Genomic DNA, 25,292 nt, shown 5'->3' on the forward strand with positions numbered 1-25,292 from the left:
AAATTCACAAGCTTGACCAATTACAATTGGGCCTGCGCCTAAGATAAGAATGCTTTTTAAATCGGTACGTTTTGGCATTATTACTCCAGTTAAATTAGTTATTACGCGCTTGCATCAGGTCGATGAAGTGGTCAAATAATGGGGCAGCATCGTGCGGGCCTGGGCTTGCTTCTGGGTGACCTTGGAAGCTAAACGCTGGCTTATCAGTACGATGAATACCTTGTAGTGTTCCATCAAATAACGATTTGTGCGTGGCACGTAAGTTACTTGGTAGTGTGTCTTCATCGGCAGCAAAACCGTGGTTTTGTGCGGTGATCATTACTACATCGCGGTCTAAGTCTTTTACTGGGTGGTTACCACCGTGGTGGCCAAATTTCATTTTTACTGTTTTAGCACCTGAGGCCAGTGCTAATAATTGATGCCCTAAACAAATACCAAAAATTGGTGTGTCGGTTTCTAAAAAGGTTTTAATTGCATCAATAGCGTAAGTACATGGCTCTGGATCGCCAGGACCATTAGATAAGAAGATACCATCTGGGTTTAAAGCAAGTACATCGGCGGCTGAGGTTTGCGCTGGTACAACGGTTAATTTACAACCGCGATCAACTAGCATACGTAAAATATTACGTTTAACACCGAAGTCGTAGGCTACTACATGAAACTTTTCATCATCGCTGCTAAGGGTTTTAAATCCTTGGCCTAATGTCCAGCTTGATTCGCGCCACTCAAAATTTTCCTTGGTTGAGACAACTTTTGCTAAATCCATACCTTTTAAACCTGGGAAGGTTTGCGCGGCTTGTAACGCTTTGTTTTCGTCTAACTCGTCACCGGCAATAATACAGCCGTTTTGTGCGCCTTTGTCGCGCAAAATACGGGTAAGCTTTCTGGTGTCGATGTCCGCAATACCTAAAATATTACGTTGTTTTAAGTAATCATCTAACGATTGCTCGTTACGAAAGTTACTTGCTAGCAGTGGCAAATCACGGATCACTAGGCCTTTAGCCCAAATTTGATTCGCTTCTTCGTCTTCGCTGTTGGTACCCGTATTGCCGATATGTGGGTACGTCAAAGTTACGATTTGTTCCGCGTATGATGGATCAGTCAAAATTTCTTGATAACCAGTCATAGACGTATTGAATACTACTTCACCGACTGACATGCCGTCAGCGCCGATTGCAGTACCGCGAAACACTGTGCCGTCTTCTAGGACTAACAGAGCGGATTTAGTCAAGTTAAACCTCCTAACAGTAAAAAACGGGAGTAAGCAAATGCTTAACACCCCGCCAATACCCAGAGGGATCGTCAAAACCAGATTTTTTTGTGAGCTTAAATTGTTTTACGCAGTCTTAAATGATGCCGATATAAAACGCTAAACCTTCAATCATTTTTCTTGCCTAAAACTCTTTTCATTCCCACTGAAACCCCTGGTTTTACTAGCCACTTGGGTATAATTGGAAACACGCATTTAGTAATTTTTGGCAAATTGGCTGCATTCTACATGAAGATGCTATTTAGGTCTAACGTTATTTAGATAAATACTACAAATAAGTCGCTTTAGGCAAAAATAGACCCAAACAGCTAAAAAAGTAACTAAACTACTTCAGATCTAGCACATCTTGCATATCATAAAGTCCTGCTGGTTTATTTTGCAACCACTGCGCAGCCCGTATAGCTCCTAATGCAAAGGTCATTCGCGAACTTGCTTTGTGGGTTAATTCAAGCCTTTCGCCCATAGTTGCGAAATAGGCGGTGTGTTCACCTACTATGTCCCCGCCTCTTAGTACTGAATAGCCAATTTCATTTTGTGATTTTGCGGTTTCTACTTGGCTGCGGTCGTATACCGCTACTTCATCGTGATCCCACCCTTTAGCCTGTGCAATAGATTCACCAATGGCTAATGCTGTGCCCGAGGGCGCATCTATTTTATGACGATGATGCGCTTCAAAAACTTCTATATCTAGGTCGTCACCAAACTTAGTGGCCGCTGTTTGCACTAGGTTAAGTAGCACATTAACGCCAACGCTGTAGTTACGCGCAAACACAATAGGAATATGTTTAGCAGCATTTTCTAATAATGCCATGTCTTCGCTAGTTAAACCTGTGGTGCCTATAACCATAGGCAGTTTTTTATCGAGCGCTGTTTTTAAGTGATTGCGCATACCTGCTGGTAACGTAAAGTCGATAAGTACATCAACATCAGCAACCTTGCTCTCGTCGCTAAAGCTAATGGCTTTGTCGGCTGCACTGTTTACTTGATTTACATTAATACCCAATAACGATGAGCTGCTGCGAACATACGCACCACCAAGTTGTGTTTGCTCTTTAATTGTCGCGGCTTCTAATAGGGCTAAGCCCATTCTGCCGTTAGCACCAAAAACACCTATTCGATTCATTGTTATTGCCTTAATCTTATTTAGTTGGATCTGTTGTTGCGTACCCTGACTAATTTGCCGCCCTAAACTTGCTTTGAGCAATTATTAGCCGCATATAATCGCACACCGGTAGATATTATCTAAAAGTCGTGCAATAGTCAGGTAAGCCCTTAATTAAATAATAATAACAATACCAGTTTACTTTAGCCATCTATACATTTAAACTTCTCTTTCGCGTCGATTTGGTCTTTGGCTTGCGGGCGCTGTGGTCATCTACTTTTTTATTAAAGAGTGATCTACTAAATTCAGCTAAAAGAGGAGTTTTGGCTGTGGTTATATTAACTGGTTATGAGGAATACAATGCAGCCAACATTTAATAAAAACAAAGCAATTCTATCTTTGCTTCCCCTTCTTACCTTTGTTGCCCTTTTTTTAGGCTCAGGTTTATATTTACAATCGCAAGGGGTTGATTACGCTTTTTACCAGCTCCCAGCGCCGGTTGCTATACTACCCGCTATTATGCTTGCCTTTATTTTAAACAAAGGCACTGTAAACCAATGTGTTGAAACCTTTATTAAAGGCGCAGGACACAACAACATTATTACCATGTGTTTAATTTATTTACTTGCTGGTGCATTTTCGGCAGTAGCAAGTGCCACCGGTGGTGTGGATGCGGTTGTAAACGCAGGCTTGTCACTTATTCCCCCGTCGCTGTTATTACCTGGGCTATTTTTAATTGCTGCGGTTGTCTCTACTGCAATGGGTACATCAATGGGTACCATTGGTGCTATAGGGCCAATTGCTTATGCGGTATCGGTTAAAACAGGCATCGACCCAGCACTAATGGCCGGCACTATAGTATCGGGCGCAATGTTTGGTGATAACCTTTCTATTATTTCAGACACAACCATTGCGGCAACGCGTACGCAAGGCTGTGAAATGAAAGACAAGTTTAAAGAAAACTTAAAAATAGCGGTTCCTGCTGCCGTATTAACCATTGCTTTGCTGCTTTATTTAACACCTGCTCCACAAGCAGTAGAAACTAAAGATTTTGATTTATTATTAGTGCTGCCTTATGCCTTTATTTTAGTATTGGCTGTTGCCGGTATGAACGTGTTTGTGGTGCTATTTAGCGGTATTGTATTTGCCGCGCTAATGGGCTTTACCGGCAGCTACGAAGGCGCAAGCTTTGTAAAAGATATTTACAAAGGCTTTACCGATATGCAGGAAATATTTTTACTTTCTATGTTTATTGGTGGCTTATCTGAATTTATTCGTATTAACGGCGGCCTTGATTTTCTGGCACAAAAAATTCAAGCCATTACAAAAGTGATTGCCAAGTGGCACCGCAAAGTAGCTGATCAGCTTGGTATAGCTGCATTGGTATTAACCAGCAACGTGTGTATAGCCAATAACACGGTATCAATTATTGTTGCAGGCCCTATTGCTAAAAAACTTGCTGATGATGGCGAAATAAGTGGTAAACGCTCTGCAAGTTTACTCGATATTTTTGCTTGTGTTACGCAAGGCTCACTGCCCTATGGTGCTCAAGCATTACTGTTAGGTGCTACGTTTAAAATTAGCCCGTGGGAAGTGTCAACGTCATCTTACTACTGCTTTATCTTAGCCTTTACTGCCATTGCCGTTATTTGTTTGCGCCGCAATAAAGCCTAAATTTCTTGCAAAACCTTATGTTGCAGCTTAATAAATAAGCTGCAACATATGTTAAAATAATAATCTACAAATCAATACCTTGTGCTATAATGCGCGCTTTCGCGTGTCACTAAAATTATAGTTAAATACAGATTATGAAATTTAAAAAAATACTTCCCCTCGTTACCCTTACGTCAATCGCTTTATCATCTTCTGCCCTTGCTGCTAATTGGAGCAGTACCGCATTACATGTTAATAATGGCGACCAAAAAAACCCATTTACCAAGCAAGAATCAGACACTACTGTTTACTCGCTGCAACATGCATCGGGCTATGATTACGGTGATAACTTTTTCTTTATTGATTACAGCAAAGACGATACAACCGACGGCTACCAAGATAGCGACTTTTACGGCGAATGGTATTCAACGCTAAGCTTATCGGCTATTAGCGGTGAGAAAATTGGCGCTGGTGCATTATTAGATGTAGGCCTTACTGGCGGAATTAACGTTGCCGGCGATGCCAAAATGATGAAATACCTACCGGGTGTTAAATTAAGCTGGGATGTACCTGGGTTCAACTTTTTTCAAACACTTGTCACTGCCTATATTGATGACAGTGAAGGCGTAGCCAAAGGCGGTGCCCCTATTGAAACTAACAGCTGGATGTTTGATGTAGCCTTTGAATACCCGTTTACCCTAGGCTCGCAAAAATTTAGCTTTAAAGGACACGCTGAATACATTGCAGAGCGCGAAGATGAGTTTGGTAACGACGTAGAAGCGTGGATACTTGCACAGCCTATTTTAGTATGGGATATGGGCCACGCGTTAGAAATGAAAGAAAACACCCTATTACTGGGTATGGAACTGCAATACTGGCATAATAAGCTAGGCACTGAGGTCACTGAATCGGTTCCACAAATACACGTTGAGTGGACTTTTTAAGTCCATACAGTGTAAAACAGAGTCAACATTACTTTTAAACGGAGCACTTAAACAGTGCTCTTTTTTTTGCCATGAAAACTATTTAATTGAACAGCCTTTAATACTTAGTTATTGTCTTACTTTAATTAAAGCCGTGTGCTTGCCTTTAATAGGAGTAAGGAAATGCCAGCGATTAAAGTTATTTGTTTGTCTGCATTATTAGCCTTTACTAATAATGCATTTGCCAGTAGTACAGAACCCTCTAAAACCCTCTCTTACGATGCACTTTTAACAAATTACCAGTATGATTTTAAAGTAAATTATTTTGATATTGCATCACAAAAGCAATCGCTAAAAATGGCGTATATTTATTTAAAACCCACACAAAAAAATATGCCAACAGTGACGCTAATGCACGGTAAAAACTTTAATGCCGACTACTGGAGCCCCACAGCTCGTTACTTACAGTCGCTTGGGTTTGGGGTGCTGATCCCCGATCAAATTGGGTTTGGTAAGTCTTCAAAGCCCACTAACTATCAATATTCATTTGCGGCGCTTGCGCATCATACACATGCATTAATGGACTCGCTAAAGCTTGAAAAGTCGATTGTTGTTGGCCACTCGATGGGGGGAATGCTAGCGAGCCGTTTTGCATTAATGTACCCAGATACAACCACTAAACTGATTTTGCTTAATCCAATAGGGCTTGAAAACTACTTACACTATGTAAAATACAAAGACACCAACTTTTTTTATAAAAATGAGCTTAACAAAACGCCCGAAGGTGTTAAAAAGTACCAGCAAAAAAACTATTACGATGGCCAATGGAATGCTCAGTATTCAGCATTAACCGACTTTATTACAGGGCAAATACAAGGCCCAGATAAAGAGCAAATTGCTTGGGTTAACGCTAAAACCTACGATATGATTTTTACCCAACCGGTGATCACTGAATTTAAAGACTTAACCGTGCCCGTTAAATTAATTATTGGTACGCGTGACAGAACAGGCCCTGGCCGAAACTGGAAAAAAGACGGGATAGATTATCAGCTGGGGCGTTACGACAAATTAGGAAAACACGCTGCTGCGCTCATTCCTGATGCGCAACTGTTTGAGCTTGATAATTTAGGTCATTTACCGCAAGTAGAAGATTTTGAGCGATTTAAGGCAGTGTTTAAACAAGCACTAAGTGAGTAATAGCTTTATGCCTAATAAAATAAAGCCCCTGTAAGTAAACCGCTTACAGGGGCTTTTTATATAAAAACTAATTTACAGCGTACATTGCGGGTTTTTACCCTGCGATTTAGCCGTACTTTGCTCGCTAAGAGCTTCGCTCATTTGTGCTTGTAAATTATTAATTCGATTGCTCGGTGCAGGGTGAGTAGATAAAAACTCAGGTGTGCTACCACTGCCTGCTGCGCTCATATTTTGCCAAAGCGTTACTGACTCTTGTGGGTTAAAACCAGCCTGCGCCATTAAATCTAAGCCAATGGTATCGGCCTCTGATTCGTGTGAACGGCTAAACGGTAAAACTACGCCGTACTGCGCGCCTAAGCCTAAACCTTGCATAATTTCGTTGCGGTATTGTACATTGCCCATTTCAAGCGCAGCGCTGCCTAATTGCATACCGGTATCTAAAATTGAGCTTTGCGATACACGCTCATTTGAATGCTCTGCTATAACGTGGCCCACTTCGTGCCCTAGTACGGTTGCAAGCTGATCTTGATTGGTGGCTATTTTTAATAACCCCGTATGAACACCTATGTAGCCACCAGGTAATGCAAAGGCATTTGCCGACTCATCTTCAAATACCACGACTTCCCAATTTTGTGAGGCGTATTCTTTTGGTAAAACAGCCACGACCTTTTCAGCAATACAATTTACATACGCATTGGTTTTTGCATCTTTATTGATTGGCTGTGATTCCTTCATTTGAGCAAAACTTGCGGTGCCCATTTCACTCATTTGTTGCTCTGAATACAGCGCAATTTGAGTACGCCCCGTAGGCGATGTTTTACAGCCGGCTAAAACTGCGGTTGCGAGTAAGGCAAGGGCTAGCTTTTTCATGGTGTTTCCTTCAAGTCTTTAATTTTTATTAGTTGTAGAATAGCAAACACAGTGCCAGTTTAGAATCTTTGCTCTTTATTACGCCGCTTTTTATTTTTAATAAATAAATGACCTTGCCAGACAAACTAAGTTTATACCCTTGCATAGCCCTGTTACACTATAAGCCTTGTTTTTAGTGAATGTTGAGTGACTACATGGACGCCTCGGCCTCGTCTTTTAATACCCGAATTTTGTTACCCTTGTTAGCCAGTATTGTTGCTATTACGCCGCTGGCTATAGACATGTACTTACCGGCCATGTTGGTTATTGCGAACGATTTACAAACCACTATGCCAAATGTACAAATTTCGCTAAGTATTTATTTGGCTGGCTACTCGCTAGGCATGTTATTTTTTGGCCCTATTGCCGATCAACTCGGTCGACGAAAACTAGCCCGGATTGGCTTAACCTTATTTGGTGCAAGCTCATTTGCGCTGGCTTTTACCACCGAAATACACACCTTTTGGGTACTTAGAGCCGTGCAAGCATTCACCGGCGCGGCAGCTACGGTGGTTGTGCCTGGCGTAATTAGGCATATTTATCAAAAAAACACCGCTAAGGGCATGTCGTATGTATCTATGATTATGATGGTAGCGCCTTTAGTTGCCCCCTCTTTGGGCTCGTTTATTTTAGGGTTCTCGGTATGGTCAACCATATTTTTGGTTCTTGCAGCCTATAGCTTTTTAATTTTAGCGTTTGTACAAGTGTATTTAATTGATATCCCCATTCATAAAAATGAGAAAAAAGGCCTAGCCTTGTTTTTCGACAGCTATAAAACGGTACTTAGTAATAAAGATGCACGTGCAGACATATTAAGCTCTATGTTTGTCTCGTTTGGCTTTTTTTGCTTTTTAACCTCAGTGCCTTTTGTATACCTAGATTTATATAATGTATCTGAGCAATTATTTGGTATTTTATTCGCATTTAATGTCATGGCACTTATGTGTGGTAACTTTTTAAATACCCGAATTGTACCAAGAATTGGCTCTCGAAAAATGCTGTACATAGGGCTTGTATGTGGCTTTGCCTCTGGGCTGGCACTGCTTACGTTTAGCTTGTTGCAGCTTTCTTTATATTACATTGTAGCGGCCATTGCGCCTTTAATGATGAGCCTAGGGGTAACAGCAAGTAATGCTGATTCATTAATATTAATGAAGTTTGAAAAAAACACCGGTACCGCCACCGCTGTTATTGGAACGCTGCGCTTTGGCAGTGGCGCGCTCGTTGGCCCTTTGCTTGCGGTGGTGCATGCAAAAAGTGCTGTACCGTTTTCAAGCTTAATGTTTAGCGCCGTGCTATTAACTATGCTGGTGCAGATAATCCACTATAAAATAGACAAAAAAAATGCCTCATAATGAGGCATTTTTTATAAACAGTGACTAATTAAGCGTCTGCTGCTTTAGATACCATAACCATTGCAGGGCGTAATAAACGACCATTTAATGTGTATCCTTTTTGCATTACTGCAAGTACCGTGTTTGGTGAAACATCGTTACTTGGTTGGATAGACATTGCTTGGTGGAATTCTGGATTGAATTGCTCACCTTGTGGGTTAACAATTTCAACGCCAAACTTTGCAACCGCATCGTTAAAGCTTTTAACTGTCATATCAATACCTTCAAGCAATGGCTTTAAGGTTTCGTTTTCTTTATCAGAAAACTCAATAGCGCGCTCTAGGTTATCGATTACTGGAAGTAATTCGTTAGCAAACTTTTCCAGTGCAAATTTATGTGCTTTTTCTACATCTTGTGCAGCACGACGACGAATGTTATCTACATCTGCGGCGGCGCGTACAACGCTGTCTTTTTGATCCGCAATGGTTTGCTTAGCAGCTTCAAGCTCTGCGTATAGCATTGCAATTTCAGCTTCAGGGCTTTGCTCTTGGTCTGCTTCGTGTTGCTCTGCGGCTTCTACTGCTGCTTCAACATCAGCTTCCATTTGAGCTACTTCTTCGTTTAGTTCTACTTCTTGCTCTGGGTTTTGTGTCTGCTCAGACATAAAATACGTGCTCCAATTCTTTACAACTGCGGTAATTATGGGGATTGAATAAAAAGATTCAAGAGTTAGATGGCTCTAATAATTTAAATTCTTGGATTAATTGTTCAATTTGCGCCGATTTAGGGCAAATTACGCAAAAACGGCTTTGATACTCTTGATTTTGAAAGTACGGCACACTAATTACTATCAGCTCATTACACTCTGTAAACGGTAAGTTTTCAGTGTTTAAAACTGATACCCCGTTTTTAAATGCGAGTTTATCTTCGACAAAATTTAAAAATGAAACGCCAATATTTAAGCTTTGCTCGCAATCGACCTTTTTATATAAATAGTTTTCGCCTACTACAATACTGTTATCTGATCCAAGCTTATGACTAAGCTGGCGCGTCCACTGTGTCAGTGAGTCATGGCAATTACGCGGTGCGGTGTTTGCCATTGCTTGCATTCTGTACAAACCTTCCATTAAGGTTTGTTGGCTAAATACTGTGTTTAACCAAGTTGCAAATTGATAACGCACGGCATCTGAGGAATCATCAGGTTTGTTGATACAAATATTATGGCTTTGCCCTGCTCTATCTATTAGCAGTACAAGCCAATCGTTAGAATCAAACTCAAGCACTTCTACTCTAAACACTTGTTGTGAGCTTGCTTGGGGTAAGCCTACACAACAACATACTTGGTACTTTTTACTTAATCCATGGGCCAGCTCCACAAGTTGTGCTTGTTGTGGCTGCCAGTAATTAGCTATTTCAGCTAACGGAAAAAACTCATCAAACCAATAATCAAACCCTTGGTTTGTAGGCACACGCCCTGCCGATGTATGAGGGGAATATAACAAGCCTACTTTTTCAAGTCGCGCCATAGCATTTCGTACCGTGGCAGAACAAACCGCCATGCCTTTTTGCTTCGCTATTTTTGTTGATGGAACGGGTAACCCTTCACCATTACAATAAAGGCTCATCACTGCTGAAAAAATTTGTTGATCTCGAGGGTTTATATTCATGTTATCTACATCTTGTTGCATGAAAGAGATATCGGGGCAGTTAAAACAAATTCAAGCCTAAAGCACGCTTTAAGTGAATATGTTGTTGCATGCATTACAATAAAACACTGCTGCAACTATTTTTAAGCATTAAATATAAAAATTAAAGGGGTAATTTAATCTGTTGAGCCAATAATCAGCTCTTAGGTGAGCTTGGCAATATACAGGCGTAATTGAATCATTATCATATTGGTAAATCTGTGTTTTCAAACACTTCTGTTTTGAGTTACCCTACAAAAATATTATTACTTTTTATTGCAGCCGTTATGCACTCACCGTTTAAAACTATTGGCCTTATAGGTAAACCAAACCACCCTAAAGCTGCGGCTACGTTACAGCGTTTACATACTTTTTTATCGGCTCTTGGCTTTACCGTGATTGTAGAAAAGCGCACCGGTGGGCAGTTATCGGATGTCCCTGATACTCATCAAGTTGACCTTGTTAGCTTAGGCGAGCAAGCCGACCTTGCTATTGTTGTAGGGGGTGATGGCAATATGCTTGGTGCTGCACGCGTACTTGCACGCTTTGATGTAGCTGTAATAGGCGTAAACAGAGGTAATTTAGGATTTTTAACCGACTTAAATCCAGAGGGCTTTGAAGGTAGCCTAGAGCAAGTGTTAAGCGGCGAATATTTAGAAGAAAAACGCTTTTTGCTCGAGGTAGAAGTATATCGCCATAACGAACTTAAAAGTGCAAATTCAGCCGTTAACGAAGCGGTGCTACATGCCGACAAAGTTGCCCACATGATTGAGTTTGAGGCTTTTATAAATAACGACTTTGTGTTTTCTCAGCGCTCTGACGGTTTAATTGTATCAACCCCTACCGGCTCTACAGCTTATTCTTTATCGGGTGGCGGGCCCATTTTAACACCTGAGCTTAATGCAATTTCGTTAGTGCCTATGTTCCCGCATACATTATCAAGCAGACCCTTAGTGGTTGATGCCGATAACGAGGTACGCTTAAAGTTAAGCCTTGAGAACACCGACAGCTTACAAGTCAGTTGCGACAGCCATGTAGTGCTTGCCGTTTTACCCGGCGATGAAGTGGTTATTAAAAAAGCCGACAGAAAACTGCGCTTAATTCACCCAAAAAACTACTCTTACTACAACGTTTTACGTACTAAACTTAATTGGGGCAGCCGTTTATACTAATTTTATTGCCAAGCGTAGTGCTTTAGCGCAAAATACAAGACAAATAAAAATTAATCAAACTAGGAATATCTAGCAATGACTTATGTTGTTATCTTTGCTTTGTTATTACTTATCACTTTGCTTGGCGCTTATATTAGAGTTGAAAACAATAGAAAAAAAGCGTTAGAAACCAAGAAAAAACAATTTAACGAACGTGTTGCCCAAGTAAACACTCGCCTCAAAACCAAGCTAAACAATTTATTAGAAGCCAAAATAATAAGACCTAAGTATGTAGCGCAAATTCAGGCAATTGTGGCCAATTTTTTTGTGGTTCAGCCCCATACAGATGAAAACCTACAACATTTAGAAGATATTAGCGACAGCTTAGTGAGCACGCTTTCGATTGAGTTTCAAAAAGCACTGCAAAGTGAAAACGCCCAAGCGCTACAAGATAATATACAGTACTTTGTGAGTGAGTTACCCCAGCAAGGCATACTTTATAATAAAGCGTTTTATCACGAAATTTTACCCTCATTGATTGTACAAATTAAAACTGACACACCTGAAAACCCAAGCGAAAGCCTTGAAAATACTGACGAAACACCTTCTGATGAAAGTACTGACTCTGATAGTCAGTTTTCTCAAAATGCGAGTGTTGCTTAAAAAGTAAAAAATTAATTTGCAAAAAACCTAAACACTGTATAAATTAACAGTTAATTCACTGGATGGATGAACAGTATGTTAATTGGTTTAGAAATTAAAAATTTTGCAATTGTAAGTAACTTAAGCACTGAGTGGCATAACGGCATGACGGCGATCACGGGTGAAACCGGCGCGGGTAAATCGATTGCCATTGACGCACTTTCACTGTGTTTAGGCGAGCGCGCTGAAGCGTCGGCGGTTCGCCCTGGCACAGATAAAGCAGAAGTGTGCGCACAATTTGATTTAACTGCCCTTCCTCTTGCTAAAGCATTTTTAGAACAACACATGCTAACGAGTAACGACAACGAATGCCTACTTAGACGCGTTGTATGTAAAAATGGCCGTAGCAAAAGCTATATTAATGGCAGCGCTGTTACAGCAGCTCAACTTAAAGAGCTGGGACAGTATTTAATTTCTATACACGGACAGCACGCTCATCAACACCTTTTAAAAGCTGAACACCAGCTGCAACTGCTTGACGCCTACGCAGGCCACAACCAGCTTGTAAAAGCGGTTAGCCAAAGCTTTAAATTATATGCAAACCTGCAAAAAGAATTTAAACAGCTTGAGCAACAGCAATTACAACAAGCCGCTCAAAAACAATTACTCGAATACCAAGTTGCCGAATTAGATGAGTTTGCCTTACAAGACGGCGAGTTTGAACAAATAGAAGCCGAACATTACAAGCTAAGTAATAGCCAAACCATTTTAGAAGCCTGCCAGCGCGAACTTCAGCATTTATACGAAAGTGATGAGCAAAATGCCTGTTCAATGCTGCAACACAGCGCTCAACAATTTGCCGAGCTTGCAAATTATGACGAAAGCTTAGCAAGTGTAGCTGCATTATTAGATGAAGCCGCAGTGCAAGTTGAAGAAGCAAGCAGAGAAGTAAGAAACTACGCAGAGCAGGCCGACTTAGACCCTGCAAGATTAACAGAAGTAGAAGCCCGCTTAAGTGGCGCGATGGACTTAGCCCGTAAGCATCATATAAAGCCTCAAGAGCTGGTTGAGTTTCATCAAGGTTTAACACAAGAGCTAGAATCAATTAGTAACAATAGCTCACGTTTGGCGCAATTAGACGATGAAATAACTAATGCGCTAAGTGCATACCAGCACGCCAGTGATCAGCTAAGCGAAAGTCGCCATAAATATGCTAATACATTAAATCAATTAATTAGTGAAAGCATGGCTAATTTATCAATGGAAAATGGGGTCTTTGAAATTCAGCTTACCCAAGAAGCTGAGCGCCAACCCAATGCATTAGGTTTTGATAGCGTCTCATTTTTAGTCTCTACTAATCCTGGGCAGCCATTGCAACCTTTAGCTAAAGTTGCCTCGGGTGGTGAGCTGTCGCGTATTAGCCTTGCCATACAGGTGATCATTGCCCAAAAAGTGACAACACCAACGCTTATTTTTGACGAAGTGGATGTAGGTATATCAGGTCCTACCGCCTCCTCTGTAGGCAAGTTATTACGCCAACTAGGAAAATCAACACAGGTTATTTGTGTAACCCATTTACCCCAGGTTGCAAGTAGTGCGCATCAGCAGTTTTTTGTAGCAAAAGAAATAGCACAAGGCGAGACCTTTACTCAAATGCTCAGCCTAAATAAAGATGGCCGTATTAATGAAATTGCACGCTTACTTGGTGGCGATAATATAAGTAAAACCGCTAAAGCAAATGCTAAAGAGCTTATTATGGCGCACGCCTAAGTTATACTTTTGCTACAACAGTGGAGAGACGTTTTAAATGCAAAGCATGCTGATAAATTTTTGCCATGTTACTGGGTGGCTACTTGTTGTTTTGAGCTTTTTGCTTATTGGGTTTAGTAAGTTTAAGCACGCAGAATTTAAGCTAAAACTCTTTAGCTTTTTAAAACTTATATTGGTTTATCAAGTAACGGTGAGTGTTTGGCAGTGGTTTATTATTGGCAACATAGTGGCTAATAATCAATGGTTACTTTTATTAGCACAGGTACTGTGCAGTGCAATGTGCTATTTAAGTTTACAGCGGCGAAAAAGTAAAAGCCGCCCCAGCCTTGATAGTTTTTCTATGGATTAACTAACGCAAGCGTTAAGAGCAAGTTCTATTTTTACCTTGCTCTTTTGCTTTGTATAATCGCTCGTCCGCAAGCTTTATGTCTTGGGCTATGGTTGTATCTAACTGGCTTTGCACAAGCCCCATACTTATAGTTAATACCACCGATTTTCCATTCATGCGCACTGGATTTTTTTGTAATTCGGCATGAATTTTTTCTGCAATACTTTGCCCCTGCTCTTTGTCGCTGTTTGGTAGTGCAATTAAAAACTCTTCACCGCCCCACCGAGAAGCAATACCTTGCTTTGGCATGCTCTTTTTTAAAATATTGGCAAGTTGGGTTAACGCTTCATCACCAAAGTCGTGGCCGTAGTTATCATTAATGTTTTTGAAATTATCAACATCAGCTAGCAAAATTACATACTGCTGCTTATTTTTTTTATGAAGATGTTTAAGCTCAGCAAGTTCTTTCATCATAAAACGTCTGTTAGGTAAATCAGTTAAGTGATCTATTGTGGCAAGGCGCTCATTTTTTTGACTCAGCGCGACTATTTTTTCATTGTATTTTTCCCGTGAGCGCTCATAAAAACCACTTAATAAAGCAACAATAATAAAAGAAATGACCACCCTTAGTGGAAGTGCTTCAGGCTGATAATCATAAATATTAAAGTTATCTGTAATAATAAAGCCGGCGATCACGGCAAATAAAAAGGCAATAATATCAAATGTTCCTTTTTTTAGGCCTCTGATAGAGTAAGTCACCGGTGATACAATAAATATCCAAATTGGCCCAGTACCTTCAGCTCCGCCCGAGATCACTAAATACAGCATTAAACAGTAAAGGTTATATAAAATGGTGGTCGCTGATTTTTCGACTGCACGGTAAAGGCTAAAAGCCCACGCATAAAAACCAGCTGAAACTAGCAGCATAATACCAAGCACTACATCAGCATTAGACAATGCATTACACGCCATAGCGAAGGTAGCTATAAATCCGATGGTCGAAAAAAAGCGAACAATTAGCTTTCTTTCTCTGTTGTCTGAGTATGCATTCATATTATTATTTTTTATTTGCAAGCGAGCTTTAAAAGCCCATTTTCCGAGGATTTAAAAAAGAAGTTAGCAGCAAGTTTGTACTGAAATAGTACTTTAAGCAAGATTTACACGTTAATTATTGGTTAATGACAATTTTTTAATACTTTTTCATTTGAAAAAAAGCAAAAAAAAGCAAGCCAGTTGGCTTGCCTTTATTATATTTAAAACTTAACGAGATAATTAAACCTCTAAATAATCCATAATACCTTCAGCAGCGTTACGCCCTTCAAAAATAGCCGTTACCACTAAATCAGAGCCTCGCACTATATCGCCACCTGCAAATATTTTCGGATTAGTTGTTTGATGAGTAAATTCACCTTGCTCTGGTGCGTTAATGCCGCCCCAGTGGTTAATTTCTACATCATACTTTTCTAACCAGTCCATTTTGTGTGGTTTAAAGCCAAACGCCATAATAACCTGGTCTGCCTCAAGTACGTGCTCAGAGCCTGGTACAACTTCTGCTCGGCTACGGCCGTTTTCATCAGGCTCACCCAGTTGTGTTTTAACCATTTTAACGCCTGCAACATGACCATTATCATCAAGTACAATACCCGTTGGCTGTACATTAAAGGTAAAGTTTACACCTTCTTCTTTAGCGTTTTTAACTTCACGCTTAGAGCCAGGCATATTTTCTTCATCACGGCGATAAGCACAGGTTACTTTAGCTGCATTTTGGCGAATAGACGTTCGCACACAGTCCATCGCGGTATCACCACCGCCAAGTACCACAACCTTTTGATTGGCCATATCAATGCACGCTTGGTTTTTTTCATCGTAACCCATAACGCGATTTGTGTTACCAATTAAAAATGGCAGTGCGTCGTGTACGCCTGGCGCGTCTTCGTTTTCAAGACCAGCACGCATACTCTGATACGTACCTACACCTAAAAATACCGCGTCGTAGTCAGCTAAAATTTCGTCCATAGTGATATCTACACCCACTTCAACGTTTAGCTTAAATTCCACACCCATTTCGGTGAAAATTTCACGGCGCTTTTGCATTACTTCTTTTTCAAGTTTAAAAGAAGGGATACCAAAAGTAAGTAATCCACCAATTTCTGGGTGACGGTCAAAAACCACTGGCTTTACACCGTTACGCACTAAAATATCTGCGCACCCTAAACCAGCCGGACCCGCACCAATAATAGCCACTTTTTTATCCGTCCATGTCACGTATGACATGTCTGGTTTCCAGCCCATTTTAAAAGCGGTATCGGTAATGTATTTTTCAATATTACCTATCGTTACTGCGCCAAACTCTTCATCAAGCGTACATGAACCTTCACACAGTCTGTCTTGTGGACATACGCGTCCACATACTTCAGGTAAACTGTTTGTTCGATGAGAAAGCTCAGCCGCTTCTAAAATACGGCCAGTTCTAATTAGTTTTAACCACTGTGGAATGTAGTTATGCACTGGGCATTTCCATTCACAGTAAGGGTTACCACAATCTAAACAACGGTCAGCTTGTGAATTTACCTGATTCTCAGAAAAGGGTTCGTAAATTTCCACGAAAGATTTTTTACGCGACGAGATTGGTTTTTTGCGCGGATCAACACGCTGCACGTCTATAAATTGATATACATTTTCGCTCATACTGCCCCCTTATTGCGCTTGAACACGAAGTTCTGCGCTACTGCGAGCGCGGTGCCCGAGTAAACTTTTTACATCACTTGATTTTGGTTTAACTAGTTTGAACATAGGTAAGTACAGTTCAAAATTAGCTAAAATGGTTTCTGCTCGACATGAACCCGTTAGCTCTAAATGCTCGGCAATTAGGCCACGCAGATGCTCTTGGTGCGAACTTAAATCATCAAGTGTTACTACTTCTACAAGCTCAGGATTAATGCGTTTTTCAAAGTCACTTCGCTCATCTAAAATATAAGCAAAACCACCTGTCATACCCGCACCAAAGTTAACGCCTACATTACCTAGCACACATACAACACCGCCAGTCATGTATTCACAGCCGTTATCACCTACGCCTTCAACAACGGCTTGCACGCCAGAGTTACGCACTGCAAAACGCTCACCAGCACAGCCTGCGGCAAATAACTTACCACCTGTAGCACCGTACAAACATGTGTTACCAGCAATAGTCGCTTTATGACTTTCAAACGATGATCCCAGTGGTGGGCGTATAACAAGCTTACCACCAGCCATGCCTTTACCCACGTAGTCGTTTGCATCGCCAATAAGGGTCATTTCAAGGCCACCGGCATTCCAAACACCAAATGATTGCCCTGCTGTACCATGTAGCTCAATAGATACTGGATCTGCTGCCATACCTTGATTGCCGTGCTTAGAGGCTATGTAACCCGACAGCATTGCGCCCACTGAACGGTCTGTATTACATATGCGGCTCACGAGCGAAATACCCGATGAGTTATCAATCGCTTGTTGCGCTTTACCTAGTAACGTTTCGTTAAGTTCACCTAAATAATGCGAGCTATTTGGTGCGCTGCAAAATAAGGTTTCGCCCGTTGGGTTATTTGGCTGAGCAATTACAGACGATAAATCTATTTTCTTTTGCTTCGCTGTTTTACCTTCAATCGCTTCTAATAAGTCTAAACGGCCAATTAAGTCAGTTAGATTAGCAATACCTAAGCTTGCCATAATTTCACGTGCTTCTTGGGCTATAAACTTAAAGTAGTTCATCGCCATTTCTGGTAAGCCGTGGTAATGCTTTTGACGAAGTGTTTCATCTTGCGTTGCAACACCGGTCGCACAGTTATTTAAATGACAAATACGTAAGTATTTACAACCTAGCGCCACCATTGGGCCTGTGCCAAAGCCAAAGCTCTCTGCACCTAAAATAGCGGCTTTAATGATATCTAAACCTGTTTTTAAACCACCATCTGTTTGCAGGCGAATACGGTGACGAAGACCATTTTCAACAAGCGCTTGCTGGGTTTCTGCAAGGCCAAGCTCCCATGGGCTACCCGCGTATTTAACTGACGTTAATGGGCTTGCACCGGTACCACCATCGTAACCTGAGATAGTAATTAAGTCGGCGTACGCTTTAGCTACACCTGTGGCAATTGTGCCTACACCCGGCTCAGATACTAACTTCACCGATATCATCGCTTCTGGGTTTACTTGTTTTAAATCGAATATTAGCTGGGCTAAATCTTCAATTGAGTAAATATCGTGATGCGGTGGTGGTGAAATTAATGTTACACCGGGTACCGAATAACGAAGCTTTGCAATATACGGCGTTACTTTTTCGCCTGGTAACTGCCCGCCTTCGCCAGGTTTAGCACCCTGCGCCACTTTAATTTGAATTACATCCGCATTACGAAGGTAGTGCGGCGTTACACCAAAACGACCCGAGGCAACTTGTTTAATACGTGAGTTTTTCTCGGTGTTGTAGCGCAGCTTATCTTCGCCGCCTTCACCAGAATTTGAACACCCGCCTAAGCGGTTCATTGCAATGGCAAGCGCTTCATGCGCCTCTGGCGAAAGTGCACCAATACTCATAGCTGCAGAATCAAAGCGCTGGTATAAAAATTCAGCCGGCTCAACATCATCAATGCTAATGCCTTTTTCAGGTAATTTAAGCGCTAACATATCGCGCAGCGTTGCAATAGGACGGTTATTAACTAAATCAGCATAGGCTGCGTAGTCTTTATAATCACCTGAACGTACGGCCTTTTGTAGCGTTTGAATAACATCTGGGTTGTAAGCGTGGTATTCACCACCGTGAACGTATTTTAATAAACCACCATGGCTCAATAATTTACGTTTACTAAAAGCAAGTTTATGTAGCTTTTGCTGATCAATATCAAAATCGCTAAAACAGGCGCCTTTAATACGACTTGCCACACCTTTAAAACACATGTCTACCATAGCATCAGATAGACCAACCGCTTCAAAAAGCATTGAACAACGGTACGATGCAATTGTGCTTATGCCCATTTTAGACATAATTTTGTACAAGCCCTTATTAATGGCTTTTCGGTACGAAAGCGTCACTTCGCAGTACGATTTATCAATCACTTTACTGTCGCTCATCGCAACCAGTGACTCGTATGCAAGGTATGGGTAAATTGCGGTTGCACCAAAACCAAGTAATACGGCAAATTGGTGTGCATCGCGTACGCTACCCGTTTCAATAATAATATTAGACTCACAACGTAAGTTATTATCTACTAAACGTTTTTGTACAGCACCTACCGCCATAGCAGCAGGAATTGGTAATTGGGTTTCGCTAAAGTTACGGTCAGATAAAATAAGCATTACACAGCCGGCTGCTGCTTTTTCTTGTGCAGCGTCGCAAATACGTGCAACCGCTTTTTCTAAACCTTCCTCTGCTGTGTATGTAATATCAATTTTACAGTAGCTGTAATGCTCGTCATCGGCATTAAGTAGCTGCTGCATGTCAGCATACATTAAAATTGGCGTATCAAACTGTAGGCGCTTAGCGTGGCCTGTAGTTTCATTAAATACGTTTTGCTCACTACCAATACACGTTGCCAGTGACATTACGTGGTTTTCACGCAGCGGGTCGATTGGCGGGTTAGTCACTTGTGCAAACTTTTGGCGGAAGTAATCGTACAATGAACGATGCCCTTCGCTAAGTACTGCAAATGGCGTGTCATCACCCATAGAACCTGTTGCTTCTTGGCCATTTTCACCCATTACACGAATAACACTATCGAGCTCTTCGTTAGTGTAACCAAACATTTTTTGGTATTTAACAAGTGTTTCGTCATCAAATGAGCGATTACCCGCATCTTGCTCGGTAAGCTCTTCAAACGGGGTTAAACGTTTAACGTTTTCTTCAAGCCATGACTTATAAGGATGACGCGATTTTAAATCTTGGTCGATTTCGTCTGAGTGCCAAATTTTGCCTAATTTAGTATCAATTACTAACAGCTCACCTGGTCCTACACGGCCTTTTTCAACCACTTCATCTGCAGTGTAATCCCAAATCCCTACCTCAGAGGCAAGTGTAATAAAGCCATCTTGGGTAATAACATAGCGCGCTGGACGCAGGCCATTTCTGTCAAGGTTACAGGCTGCAAAACGCCCATCAGACATAACAATACCCGCAGGGCCATCCCACGGCTCCATGTGCATAGAGTTAAAGTCGTAAAATGCGCGTAAGTCATCATCCATAGCACGGTTTTTCTGCCATGCAGGTGGTACAAGCATACGCATAGCACGGAATAAATCCATGCCACCCGCTAAAAACAGCTCCAGCATGTTATCTAAGCTTGAAGAGTCAGAGCCGGTTTCGTTTACAAATGGCGCTGCACTTTGTAAATCAGGAATAAGTGGCGATGAAAACTTATACGAACGTGCACGAGCCCATTGGCGGTTACCTTCAATGGTATTAATTTCACCATTATGCGCTAAATACCTAAATGGTTGTGCTAAAGGCCAACGCGGCTGAGTATTAGTAGAAAAACGCTGATGGAATACACAAATAGCGCTGGTCATACGAATATCAGCTAAGTCTAAATAAAAGTTAGGCAAATCTGCAGGCATCATAAGGCCTTTATAGATAGTCACTAACCCCGATAAACTCGCAATATAAAACGACTCATCCTCTGCTAAACGCTTTTCTGCACGGCGACGTGCTACATATAAACGTCGCTCTAAATCTTTAGAGCGCCATCCTTCAGGCGCACTAACAAAAATTTGCTCAAAACCAGGTAATTGCTGTGTAGCAATTGGCCCTAGCATTGAAGGATCAGTAGGCACTTCACGCCAACCGAGTATTTTAAGTGTTTCTTGTTCTAATTCTTCACATAAAACCTGTTTTGCAGCTTGTGCTAAAACGGGATCTGAATTTAAGAAAACCATGCCTACGGCGTAATTTTTACCTAAGTGCCAATTATGCTCACTCGCAATAGCACGGAAAAAACTGTCAGGTTTTTGTAATAATAAACCACAGCCGTCACCTGTTTTACCATCGGCAGAAATACCACCGCGGTGCTGCATGCGATCAAGTCCAGTAATAGCTGTACGAATAAGCCGATGACTAGCTTGACCATTTACTTGGGCTATTAAGCCAAAGCCACAATTATCTTTTTCTAATGTTGAGTCGTATAACATAGACCCCTCCCTTGCTGCACTGTTAACGTGAATGAACTGCTCGACGATTTGCTAACAGACGCACAAAACTAGCCTCTATAGTAAATAGAGTCAATATTATTTTGAATACATATTCACATTCTTGAATATTTCTCACTTCAAGGCAAGATTTCTTTTTCACCCATAAGTTTTAACATTTAGCGCTTATTTGCGCGTTATTTTTTCATGACACTGGTGTCAATTTTAACATTTTGTAAAAACAAAGGCGTTAAAGCAATACCCTTTACGTAAACGTAAAGCATCAAAGCAATGAATAAATATTCACTAATTTCCCACAGGTTCAGTTAACATTTAGATAGTTTAATGCGTTTTAAATAAATTAGAGGTTTAGGATCACGCTTTTTTAGCGTTCATTAGTATAGTTATTAATTGTGGTATCGTTTTTAGTGCAGATGTAGTGAATTTTTATTTAATGCCAATTCGCTTGATTGAGCGAACTATTGTAAAGCTGGAAAAACGTGTTGATAGCTGGGCAAAAAACTCGCTATTTAGTTGTTCTAAAAAAGAATTACTTAACGCAGATAGCGACACGTTTAGCCCCGCAAAATGATTACGTCTTATTGCGCATTGATATAAAACTCATATTTTAATTAAAATTCGCGCTTATATTAAGTAGCTTTGTTGCTTACTTATCCTGACTAGGTGCACCTAAACAAGGAGCAAGGGCTGAGTTTGCTAACTATTGAGCACAAATTAATAGTTATAATCACCCACTGATGGGCTGACCAAGAGATTAAGACGTAATAAAGTTATATATAGGCACAAAAAAGCCACGTAAAACGTGGCTTTAATAATCTAGCAAAGTAGCAATTACTCTGCGTCAGCTTCTTTATACTTAGCTGCAGTTTCAGTGATCAGTGGCTGTAATTCACCACGTTGAAACATTTCAATGATAATGTCACAACCACCTACTAATTCGCCCTCAACCCAAAGCTGTGGGAAAGTAGGCCAATTTGCGTATGCTGGTAACTCAGCGCGAATATCTGGATTAAGTAAAATATCAACATAGGCAAATGGTTCGCCACATGACATTAGAGCTTGTGACGCTTGTGAAGAAAAACCACAATTTGGTAATTTAGGCGACCCTTTCATGTAAAGGATAATTGGGTTTTCTGAAATCTGCTGTTTAATTTTATCAATGGTTTCCATCTACAACCTCAAAATGACGATAGCTTGATATACCTAGGGCTTGAAAATAAATCATTGTGGCCACAGATATATAACTTAAAATGGGCAAATAAAGCCGCAATTGAAATAGTCTTTAGCAATAGCATTGCTGTTTGCTTAAACTTGAGTAAAATACTCAACAATTATAGTAACACTATATTTTCGTTTGGTATAGGTAAGTGCTCTGTTCTATCAGGCATTACGTACTATCAAGCGAGTTATCAACCAAAAGAAGATGGAGATAAAAAAATGGCATTTGAACTACCGTCACTACCATATGCAATTGATGCACTTGAGCCTCATATTTCACAAGAAACTCTTGAGTATCACCACGGTAAGCACCACAACACTTACGTTGTTAAATTAAACGGTTTAATTCCAGGTACTGAATTTGAAAACAAATCTTTAGAAGAGATTGTTTGTTCATCTGAAGGTGGCGTATTTAACAACGCTGCACAAATTTGGAACCACACTTTCTACTGGAACTGTCTATCTCCAAATGGCGGCGGCGAGCCAACAGGTGCTATCGCTGACGCTATTAACGCTAAATGGGGCTCTTTTGACGCGTTTAAAGATGCATTAAACGACAAAGCGGTTAATAACTTTGGTTCTAGCTGGACATGGTTAGTTAAACTAGCTGACGGTTCATTAGATATCGTAAACACGTCTAACGCAGCAACGCCGCTTACAGACGAAGGTGTTACACCAATCCTAACTGTGGATTTATGGGAACACGCTTACTACATTGATTACCGTAACGTTCGTCCTGATTACCTTAAAGGTTTTTGGGCGCTTGTTAACTGGGAATTCGCGAACGCTAACTTCGCTTAATTAGCTATTATACGCTGATTTAAAAAGACGCCTCGGCGTCTTTTTTTATGCCTTTATAAAATTAAAACCGCCTTTATACGCGCGAAATTGCTAATTTAGCCACATGATCTTTTTTCACTTAAATTTTTAATTTTATTGCACAAAAATATCAATCTCTGACTAAACTTTAAAAAGTAAGCACCTTTTTAAAGCGGGTTTCGGAGGTTATTATGACTATTTTTGAGCACTACCAAGCACGATACGAAGCAGCACAAGAAGAAGAATACAGCATTAGCGAATTTCTAGAAATTTGTAAAAATGACAAATCAGCTTATGCCAGCGCCCCTGAGCGTTTACTTATGGCAATAGGCGAGCCGCAAATGGTTGATACTGCAACCGATGCACGTTTAAGCCGGTTATTTTCTAATAGAGTGGTTGCACGCTACCCTGCCTTTGCAGACTTTTACGGCATGGAAGATGCCATAGAACAAATTGTCTCCTATCTAAAGCATGCGGCTCAAGGCCTAGAAGAATGCAAACAAGTCCTTTATTTACTCGGCCCTGTTGGGGGAGGTAAATCTTCAATTGCAGAAAAACTAAAATATTTAATGCAACAAGTGCCTATCTATTCAATTAAAGGCTCTCCGGTAAACGATCACCCTCTCAGTTTGTTTGACCCAGTAGAAGATGCCAACGTTCTCGAAAAAGAATACGGTATTAAACCACGTTATTTAAAAACGATTATGTCGCCATGGGCTGGTAAACGATTAAAAGAATTTAACGGCGATATTAGCCAATTTAGAGTCGTCAAACGCTACCCCTCTATTTTAAATCAAATAGGTATAGCCAAAACCGAACCCGGTGATGAAAATAATCAAGATATTTCTGCATTGGTGGGCAAAGTAGATATTCGCCAGCTTGAGCACTTTGCTCAAAACGACCCCGATGCCTACGCTTACTCAGGCTCTTTATGTTTAGCAAACCAAGGTTTAATGGAGTTTGTAGAAATGTTTAAAGCCCCTATCAAGGTGCTGCATCCACTCCTTACCGCAACGCAAGAGGGTAACTACAACGGTACTGAAGGTATTAGCGCTCTGCCCTTTAACGGCATGATTTTAGCCCACTCAAATGAGTCAGAATGGCAAACATTCAAAAATAATAAAAACAATGAAGCGTTTTTAGATCGTGTTTATATTGTAAAGGTCCCTTATTGCCTGCGCGTGACCGAAGAAATAAAAATCTACGACAAACTTATTCAGCATAGTGAACTTGCCAGTGCACCGTGTGCACCAGGTACGCTTAAAGCGTTAGCGCAATTTACTACCTTATCTCGATTAAAAGAGCCTGAAAACTCTAGTATTTACTCAAAAATGCGGGTCTATGATGGTGAAACCCTAAAAGATACCGACCCTAAAGCAAAATCTTATCAGGAGTATCGTGATTACGCAGGGGTAGATGAAGGCATGACCGGCCTTTCCACTCGTTTTGCTTTTAAGATTTTGTCGCGCGTATTTAATTTTGATACCACCGAGGTTGCAGCTAATCCGGTGCATTTATTTTATGTTTTGGAGCAACAAATAGAGCGTGAACAATTTAGCGCCGAAGTGGAAGAGCGCTATTTAAGTTTTTTAAAAGGCTATTTAATTCCGCAATATGTTGAGTTTATTGGTAAAGAACTACAAACCGCATATTTAGAGTCATACTCTGAATATGGCCAAAATATTTTTGACCGCTATGTGATTTATGCTGATTTTTGGATACAAGATCAAGAATACAGAGACCCAGATACAGGACAGTTATTTGACCGCGCCTCGTTAAATGCAGAACTTGAAAAAATAGAAAAACCCGCCGGCATTTCTAATCCCAAAGATTTTAGGAACGAAATAGTTAACTTTGTATTACGTGCACGCGCTCACAATAATGGTAAAAACCCGTTATGGACAAGCTACGAAAAACTACGCACTGTGATTGAGAAAAAAATGTTCTCAAATACCGAAGATCTACTGCCTGTTATTTCCTTTAATACAAAAACCTCCGCTGAAGATCAACAAAAACACGAGGACTTTGTTAACCGCATGGTTGAAAAAGGCTACACGCAAAAACAAGTGCGTTTACTTTCTGAGTGGTATTTACGGGTTAGAAAATCGCAGTAACCTT

Annotated in this window: 20 protein-coding genes; 11 read left to right on the plus strand and 9 right to left on the minus strand. The window is 40.8% G+C overall.

The features are described 5' to 3' along the window. Nucleotides 1-94: 94 nt before the first annotated feature. Both carA and dapB read right to left on the minus strand, forming a co-directional pair. Entirely contained in the window at nucleotides 95-1,231 is a 1,137-nt protein-coding gene (gene carA / locus B4F91_RS11875; protein ID WP_004588094.1) for a glutamine-hydrolyzing carbamoyl-phosphate synthase small subunit, read from the minus strand. A gap of 364 nt (nucleotides 1,232-1,595) precedes the next feature. Then, complete coding sequence (gene dapB / locus B4F91_RS11880) at nucleotides 1,596-2,393, minus strand: 4-hydroxy-tetrahydrodipicolinate reductase (RefSeq protein ID WP_138685009.1); 798 nt, start codon at nucleotides 2,391-2,393, stop codon at nucleotides 1,596-1,598. A gap of 339 nt (nucleotides 2,394-2,732) precedes the next feature. Between dapB and B4F91_RS11885 the strand changes: the two genes are divergently transcribed. The 3 genes from B4F91_RS11885 (at nucleotide 2,733) to B4F91_RS11895 (ending at nucleotide 6,145) form a co-directional block, all read left to right on the plus strand. Then, the gene (locus B4F91_RS11885; RefSeq protein ID WP_004588096.1) at nucleotides 2,733-4,046 is read left to right on the plus strand and encodes a Na+/H+ antiporter NhaC family protein; all 1,314 of its coding nucleotides are present in this window, start codon (nucleotides 2,733-2,735) and stop codon (nucleotides 4,044-4,046) included. 134 nt (nucleotides 4,047-4,180) lie between these two features. Next, nucleotides 4,181-4,969 (plus strand): hypothetical protein, encoded by a 789-nt coding sequence (locus B4F91_RS11890; protein ID WP_055255029.1) that lies wholly within the window; start codon nucleotides 4,181-4,183, stop codon nucleotides 4,967-4,969. Nucleotides 4,970-5,131: 162 nt separating this feature from the next. After that, nucleotides 5,132-6,145, plus strand: a complete 1,014-nt coding sequence (locus tag B4F91_RS11895) for an alpha/beta fold hydrolase (RefSeq protein WP_286937008.1) — start codon at nucleotides 5,132-5,134, stop codon at nucleotides 6,143-6,145. Between the two features lie 72 nt (nucleotides 6,146-6,217). Here the strand turns inward: B4F91_RS11895 and B4F91_RS11900 are convergent, their stop codons facing one another. Further along, the gene (locus B4F91_RS11900) at nucleotides 6,218-7,015 is read right to left on the minus strand and encodes a M48 family metallopeptidase (RefSeq protein ID WP_024033379.1); all 798 of its coding nucleotides are present in this window, start codon (nucleotides 7,013-7,015) and stop codon (nucleotides 6,218-6,220) included. Between the two features lie 194 nt (nucleotides 7,016-7,209). On the opposite strand from B4F91_RS11900, the gene B4F91_RS11905 reads away from it, so the two are divergent. After that, nucleotides 7,210-8,409 (plus strand): Bcr/CflA family efflux MFS transporter, encoded by a 1,200-nt coding sequence (locus tag B4F91_RS11905; protein ID WP_286937006.1) that lies wholly within the window; start codon nucleotides 7,210-7,212, stop codon nucleotides 8,407-8,409. A 28-nt stretch (nucleotides 8,410-8,437) separates the two neighbouring features. On the opposite strand, the gene grpE is transcribed toward B4F91_RS11905, so the two are convergent. Both grpE and B4F91_RS11915 read right to left on the minus strand, forming a co-directional pair. After that, on the minus strand, nucleotides 8,438-9,052 hold the full coding sequence (gene grpE / locus B4F91_RS11910; RefSeq protein ID WP_024033377.1) for a nucleotide exchange factor GrpE: 615 nt from the start codon (nucleotides 9,050-9,052) through the stop codon (nucleotides 8,438-8,440). Nucleotides 9,053-9,110: 58 nt separating this feature from the next. After that, nucleotides 9,111-10,076: an HrcA family transcriptional regulator gene (locus B4F91_RS11915; protein WP_054983110.1), complete on the minus strand. Its 966-nt coding sequence runs from the start codon at nucleotides 10,074-10,076 to the stop codon at nucleotides 9,111-9,113. A 284-nt stretch (nucleotides 10,077-10,360) separates the two neighbouring features. Between B4F91_RS11915 and nadK the strand changes: the two genes are divergently transcribed. From nadK to B4F91_RS11935, 4 genes are all read left to right on the plus strand, one after another. Further along, nucleotides 10,361-11,245: an NAD(+) kinase gene (nadK, locus tag B4F91_RS11920; RefSeq protein WP_004588103.1), complete on the plus strand. Its 885-nt coding sequence runs from the start codon at nucleotides 10,361-10,363 to the stop codon at nucleotides 11,243-11,245. A gap of 75 nt (nucleotides 11,246-11,320) precedes the next feature. Beyond that, a complete protein-coding gene (locus B4F91_RS11925) occupies nucleotides 11,321-11,887 on the plus strand; it encodes a hypothetical protein (protein WP_096041509.1) in 567 nt (188 codons plus the stop codon). Nucleotides 11,888-11,962: 75 nt separating this feature from the next. After that, on the plus strand, nucleotides 11,963-13,636 hold the full coding sequence (gene recN, locus B4F91_RS11930; RefSeq protein WP_024033375.1) for a DNA repair protein RecN: 1,674 nt from the start codon (nucleotides 11,963-11,965) through the stop codon (nucleotides 13,634-13,636). 37 nt (nucleotides 13,637-13,673) lie between these two features. Continuing rightward, nucleotides 13,674-13,985, plus strand: a complete 312-nt coding sequence (locus tag B4F91_RS11935; protein ID WP_286937004.1) for a hypothetical protein — start codon at nucleotides 13,674-13,676, stop codon at nucleotides 13,983-13,985. Nucleotides 13,986-13,997: 12 nt separating this feature from the next. Here the strand turns inward: B4F91_RS11935 and B4F91_RS11940 are convergent, their stop codons facing one another. From B4F91_RS11940 to gltB, 3 genes are all read right to left on the minus strand, one after another. Then, nucleotides 13,998-15,017, minus strand: a complete 1,020-nt coding sequence (locus B4F91_RS11940; protein ID WP_286937002.1) for a GGDEF domain-containing protein — start codon at nucleotides 15,015-15,017, stop codon at nucleotides 13,998-14,000. Between the two features lie 219 nt (nucleotides 15,018-15,236). Next, nucleotides 15,237-16,652, minus strand: a complete 1,416-nt coding sequence (locus B4F91_RS11945) for an FAD-dependent oxidoreductase (protein ID WP_004588108.1) — start codon at nucleotides 16,650-16,652, stop codon at nucleotides 15,237-15,239. 9 nt (nucleotides 16,653-16,661) lie between these two features. After that, on the minus strand, nucleotides 16,662-21,119 hold the full coding sequence (gltB, locus tag B4F91_RS11950) for a glutamate synthase large subunit (RefSeq protein WP_286939161.1): 4,458 nt from the start codon (nucleotides 21,117-21,119) through the stop codon (nucleotides 16,662-16,664). A 436-nt stretch (nucleotides 21,120-21,555) separates the two neighbouring features. Between gltB and B4F91_RS11955 the strand changes: the two genes are divergently transcribed. Beyond that, nucleotides 21,556-21,708 carry a hypothetical protein gene (locus B4F91_RS11955; RefSeq protein ID WP_157686048.1) on the plus strand — a complete coding sequence of 51 codons (153 nt, stop codon included), beginning with the start codon at nucleotides 21,556-21,558 and terminating at the stop codon, nucleotides 21,706-21,708. A gap of 260 nt (nucleotides 21,709-21,968) precedes the next feature. Here B4F91_RS11955 and B4F91_RS11960 read toward each other — a convergent pair whose 3' ends face one another. Next, the gene (locus B4F91_RS11960; RefSeq protein ID WP_004588110.1) at nucleotides 21,969-22,307 is read right to left on the minus strand and encodes a Grx4 family monothiol glutaredoxin; all 339 of its coding nucleotides are present in this window, start codon (nucleotides 22,305-22,307) and stop codon (nucleotides 21,969-21,971) included. 267 nt (nucleotides 22,308-22,574) lie between these two features. Between B4F91_RS11960 and B4F91_RS11965 the strand changes: the two genes are divergently transcribed. Then, a complete protein-coding gene (locus B4F91_RS11965; protein WP_004588111.1) occupies nucleotides 22,575-23,156 on the plus strand; it encodes a Fe-Mn family superoxide dismutase in 582 nt (193 codons plus the stop codon). Between the two features lie 209 nt (nucleotides 23,157-23,365). After that, nucleotides 23,366-25,288 carry a PrkA family serine protein kinase gene (locus B4F91_RS11970; RefSeq protein WP_004588112.1) on the plus strand — a complete coding sequence of 641 codons (1,923 nt, stop codon included), beginning with the start codon at nucleotides 23,366-23,368 and terminating at the stop codon, nucleotides 25,286-25,288. The last annotated feature ends 4 nt before the right edge of the window (nucleotides 25,289-25,292 follow it).

The sequence above is a fragment of the Pseudoalteromonas sp. UBA6610 genome, assembly GCF_002433295.1.
Lineage (GTDB): Bacteria > Pseudomonadota > Gammaproteobacteria > Enterobacterales > Alteromonadaceae > Pseudoalteromonas > Pseudoalteromonas atlantica.

Coding starts and splice junctions, on each gene's coding strand:
- B4F91_RS11965 (WP_004588111.1), top strand. CDS start 22,575: ATGGCATTTGAACTACCGTCACTACCATATGCAATTGATGCACTTGAG.
- B4F91_RS11960 (WP_004588110.1), bottom strand. CDS start 22,307: ATGGAAACCATTGATAAAATTAAACAGCAGATTTCAGAAAACCCAATT.
- B4F91_RS11970 (WP_004588112.1), top strand. CDS start 23,366: ATGACTATTTTTGAGCACTACCAAGCACGATACGAAGCAGCACAAGAA.
- dapB (WP_138685009.1), bottom strand. CDS start 2,393: ATGAATCGAATAGGTGTTTTTGGTGCTAACGGCAGAATGGGCTTAGCC.
- B4F91_RS11900 (WP_024033379.1), bottom strand. CDS start 7,015: ATGAAAAAGCTAGCCCTTGCCTTACTCGCAACCGCAGTTTTAGCCGGC.
- B4F91_RS11935 (WP_286937004.1), top strand. CDS start 13,674: ATGCAAAGCATGCTGATAAATTTTTGCCATGTTACTGGGTGGCTACTT.
- B4F91_RS11915 (WP_054983110.1), bottom strand. CDS start 10,076: ATGCAACAAGATGTAGATAACATGAATATAAACCCTCGAGATCAACAA.
- nadK (WP_004588103.1), top strand. CDS start 10,361: ATGCACTCACCGTTTAAAACTATTGGCCTTATAGGTAAACCAAACCAC.
- B4F91_RS11940 (WP_286937002.1), bottom strand. CDS start 15,017: ATGAATGCATACTCAGACAACAGAGAAAGAAAGCTAATTGTTCGCTTT.
- B4F91_RS11905 (WP_286937006.1), top strand. CDS start 7,210: ATGGACGCCTCGGCCTCGTCTTTTAATACCCGAATTTTGTTACCCTTG.
- B4F91_RS11925 (WP_096041509.1), top strand. CDS start 11,321: ATGACTTATGTTGTTATCTTTGCTTTGTTATTACTTATCACTTTGCTT.
- gltB (WP_286939161.1), bottom strand. CDS start 21,119: ATGTTATACGACTCAACATTAGAAAAAGATAATTGTGGCTTTGGCTTA.
- B4F91_RS11895 (WP_286937008.1), top strand. CDS start 5,132: ATGCCAGCGATTAAAGTTATTTGTTTGTCTGCATTATTAGCCTTTACT.
- grpE (WP_024033377.1), bottom strand. CDS start 9,052: ATGTCTGAGCAGACACAAAACCCAGAGCAAGAAGTAGAACTAAACGAA.
- B4F91_RS11890 (WP_055255029.1), top strand. CDS start 4,181: ATGAAATTTAAAAAAATACTTCCCCTCGTTACCCTTACGTCAATCGCT.
- recN (WP_024033375.1), top strand. CDS start 11,963: ATGTTAATTGGTTTAGAAATTAAAAATTTTGCAATTGTAAGTAACTTA.
- B4F91_RS11885 (WP_004588096.1), top strand. CDS start 2,733: ATGCAGCCAACATTTAATAAAAACAAAGCAATTCTATCTTTGCTTCCC.
- B4F91_RS11945 (WP_004588108.1), bottom strand. CDS start 16,652: ATGAGCGAAAATGTATATCAATTTATAGACGTGCAGCGTGTTGATCCG.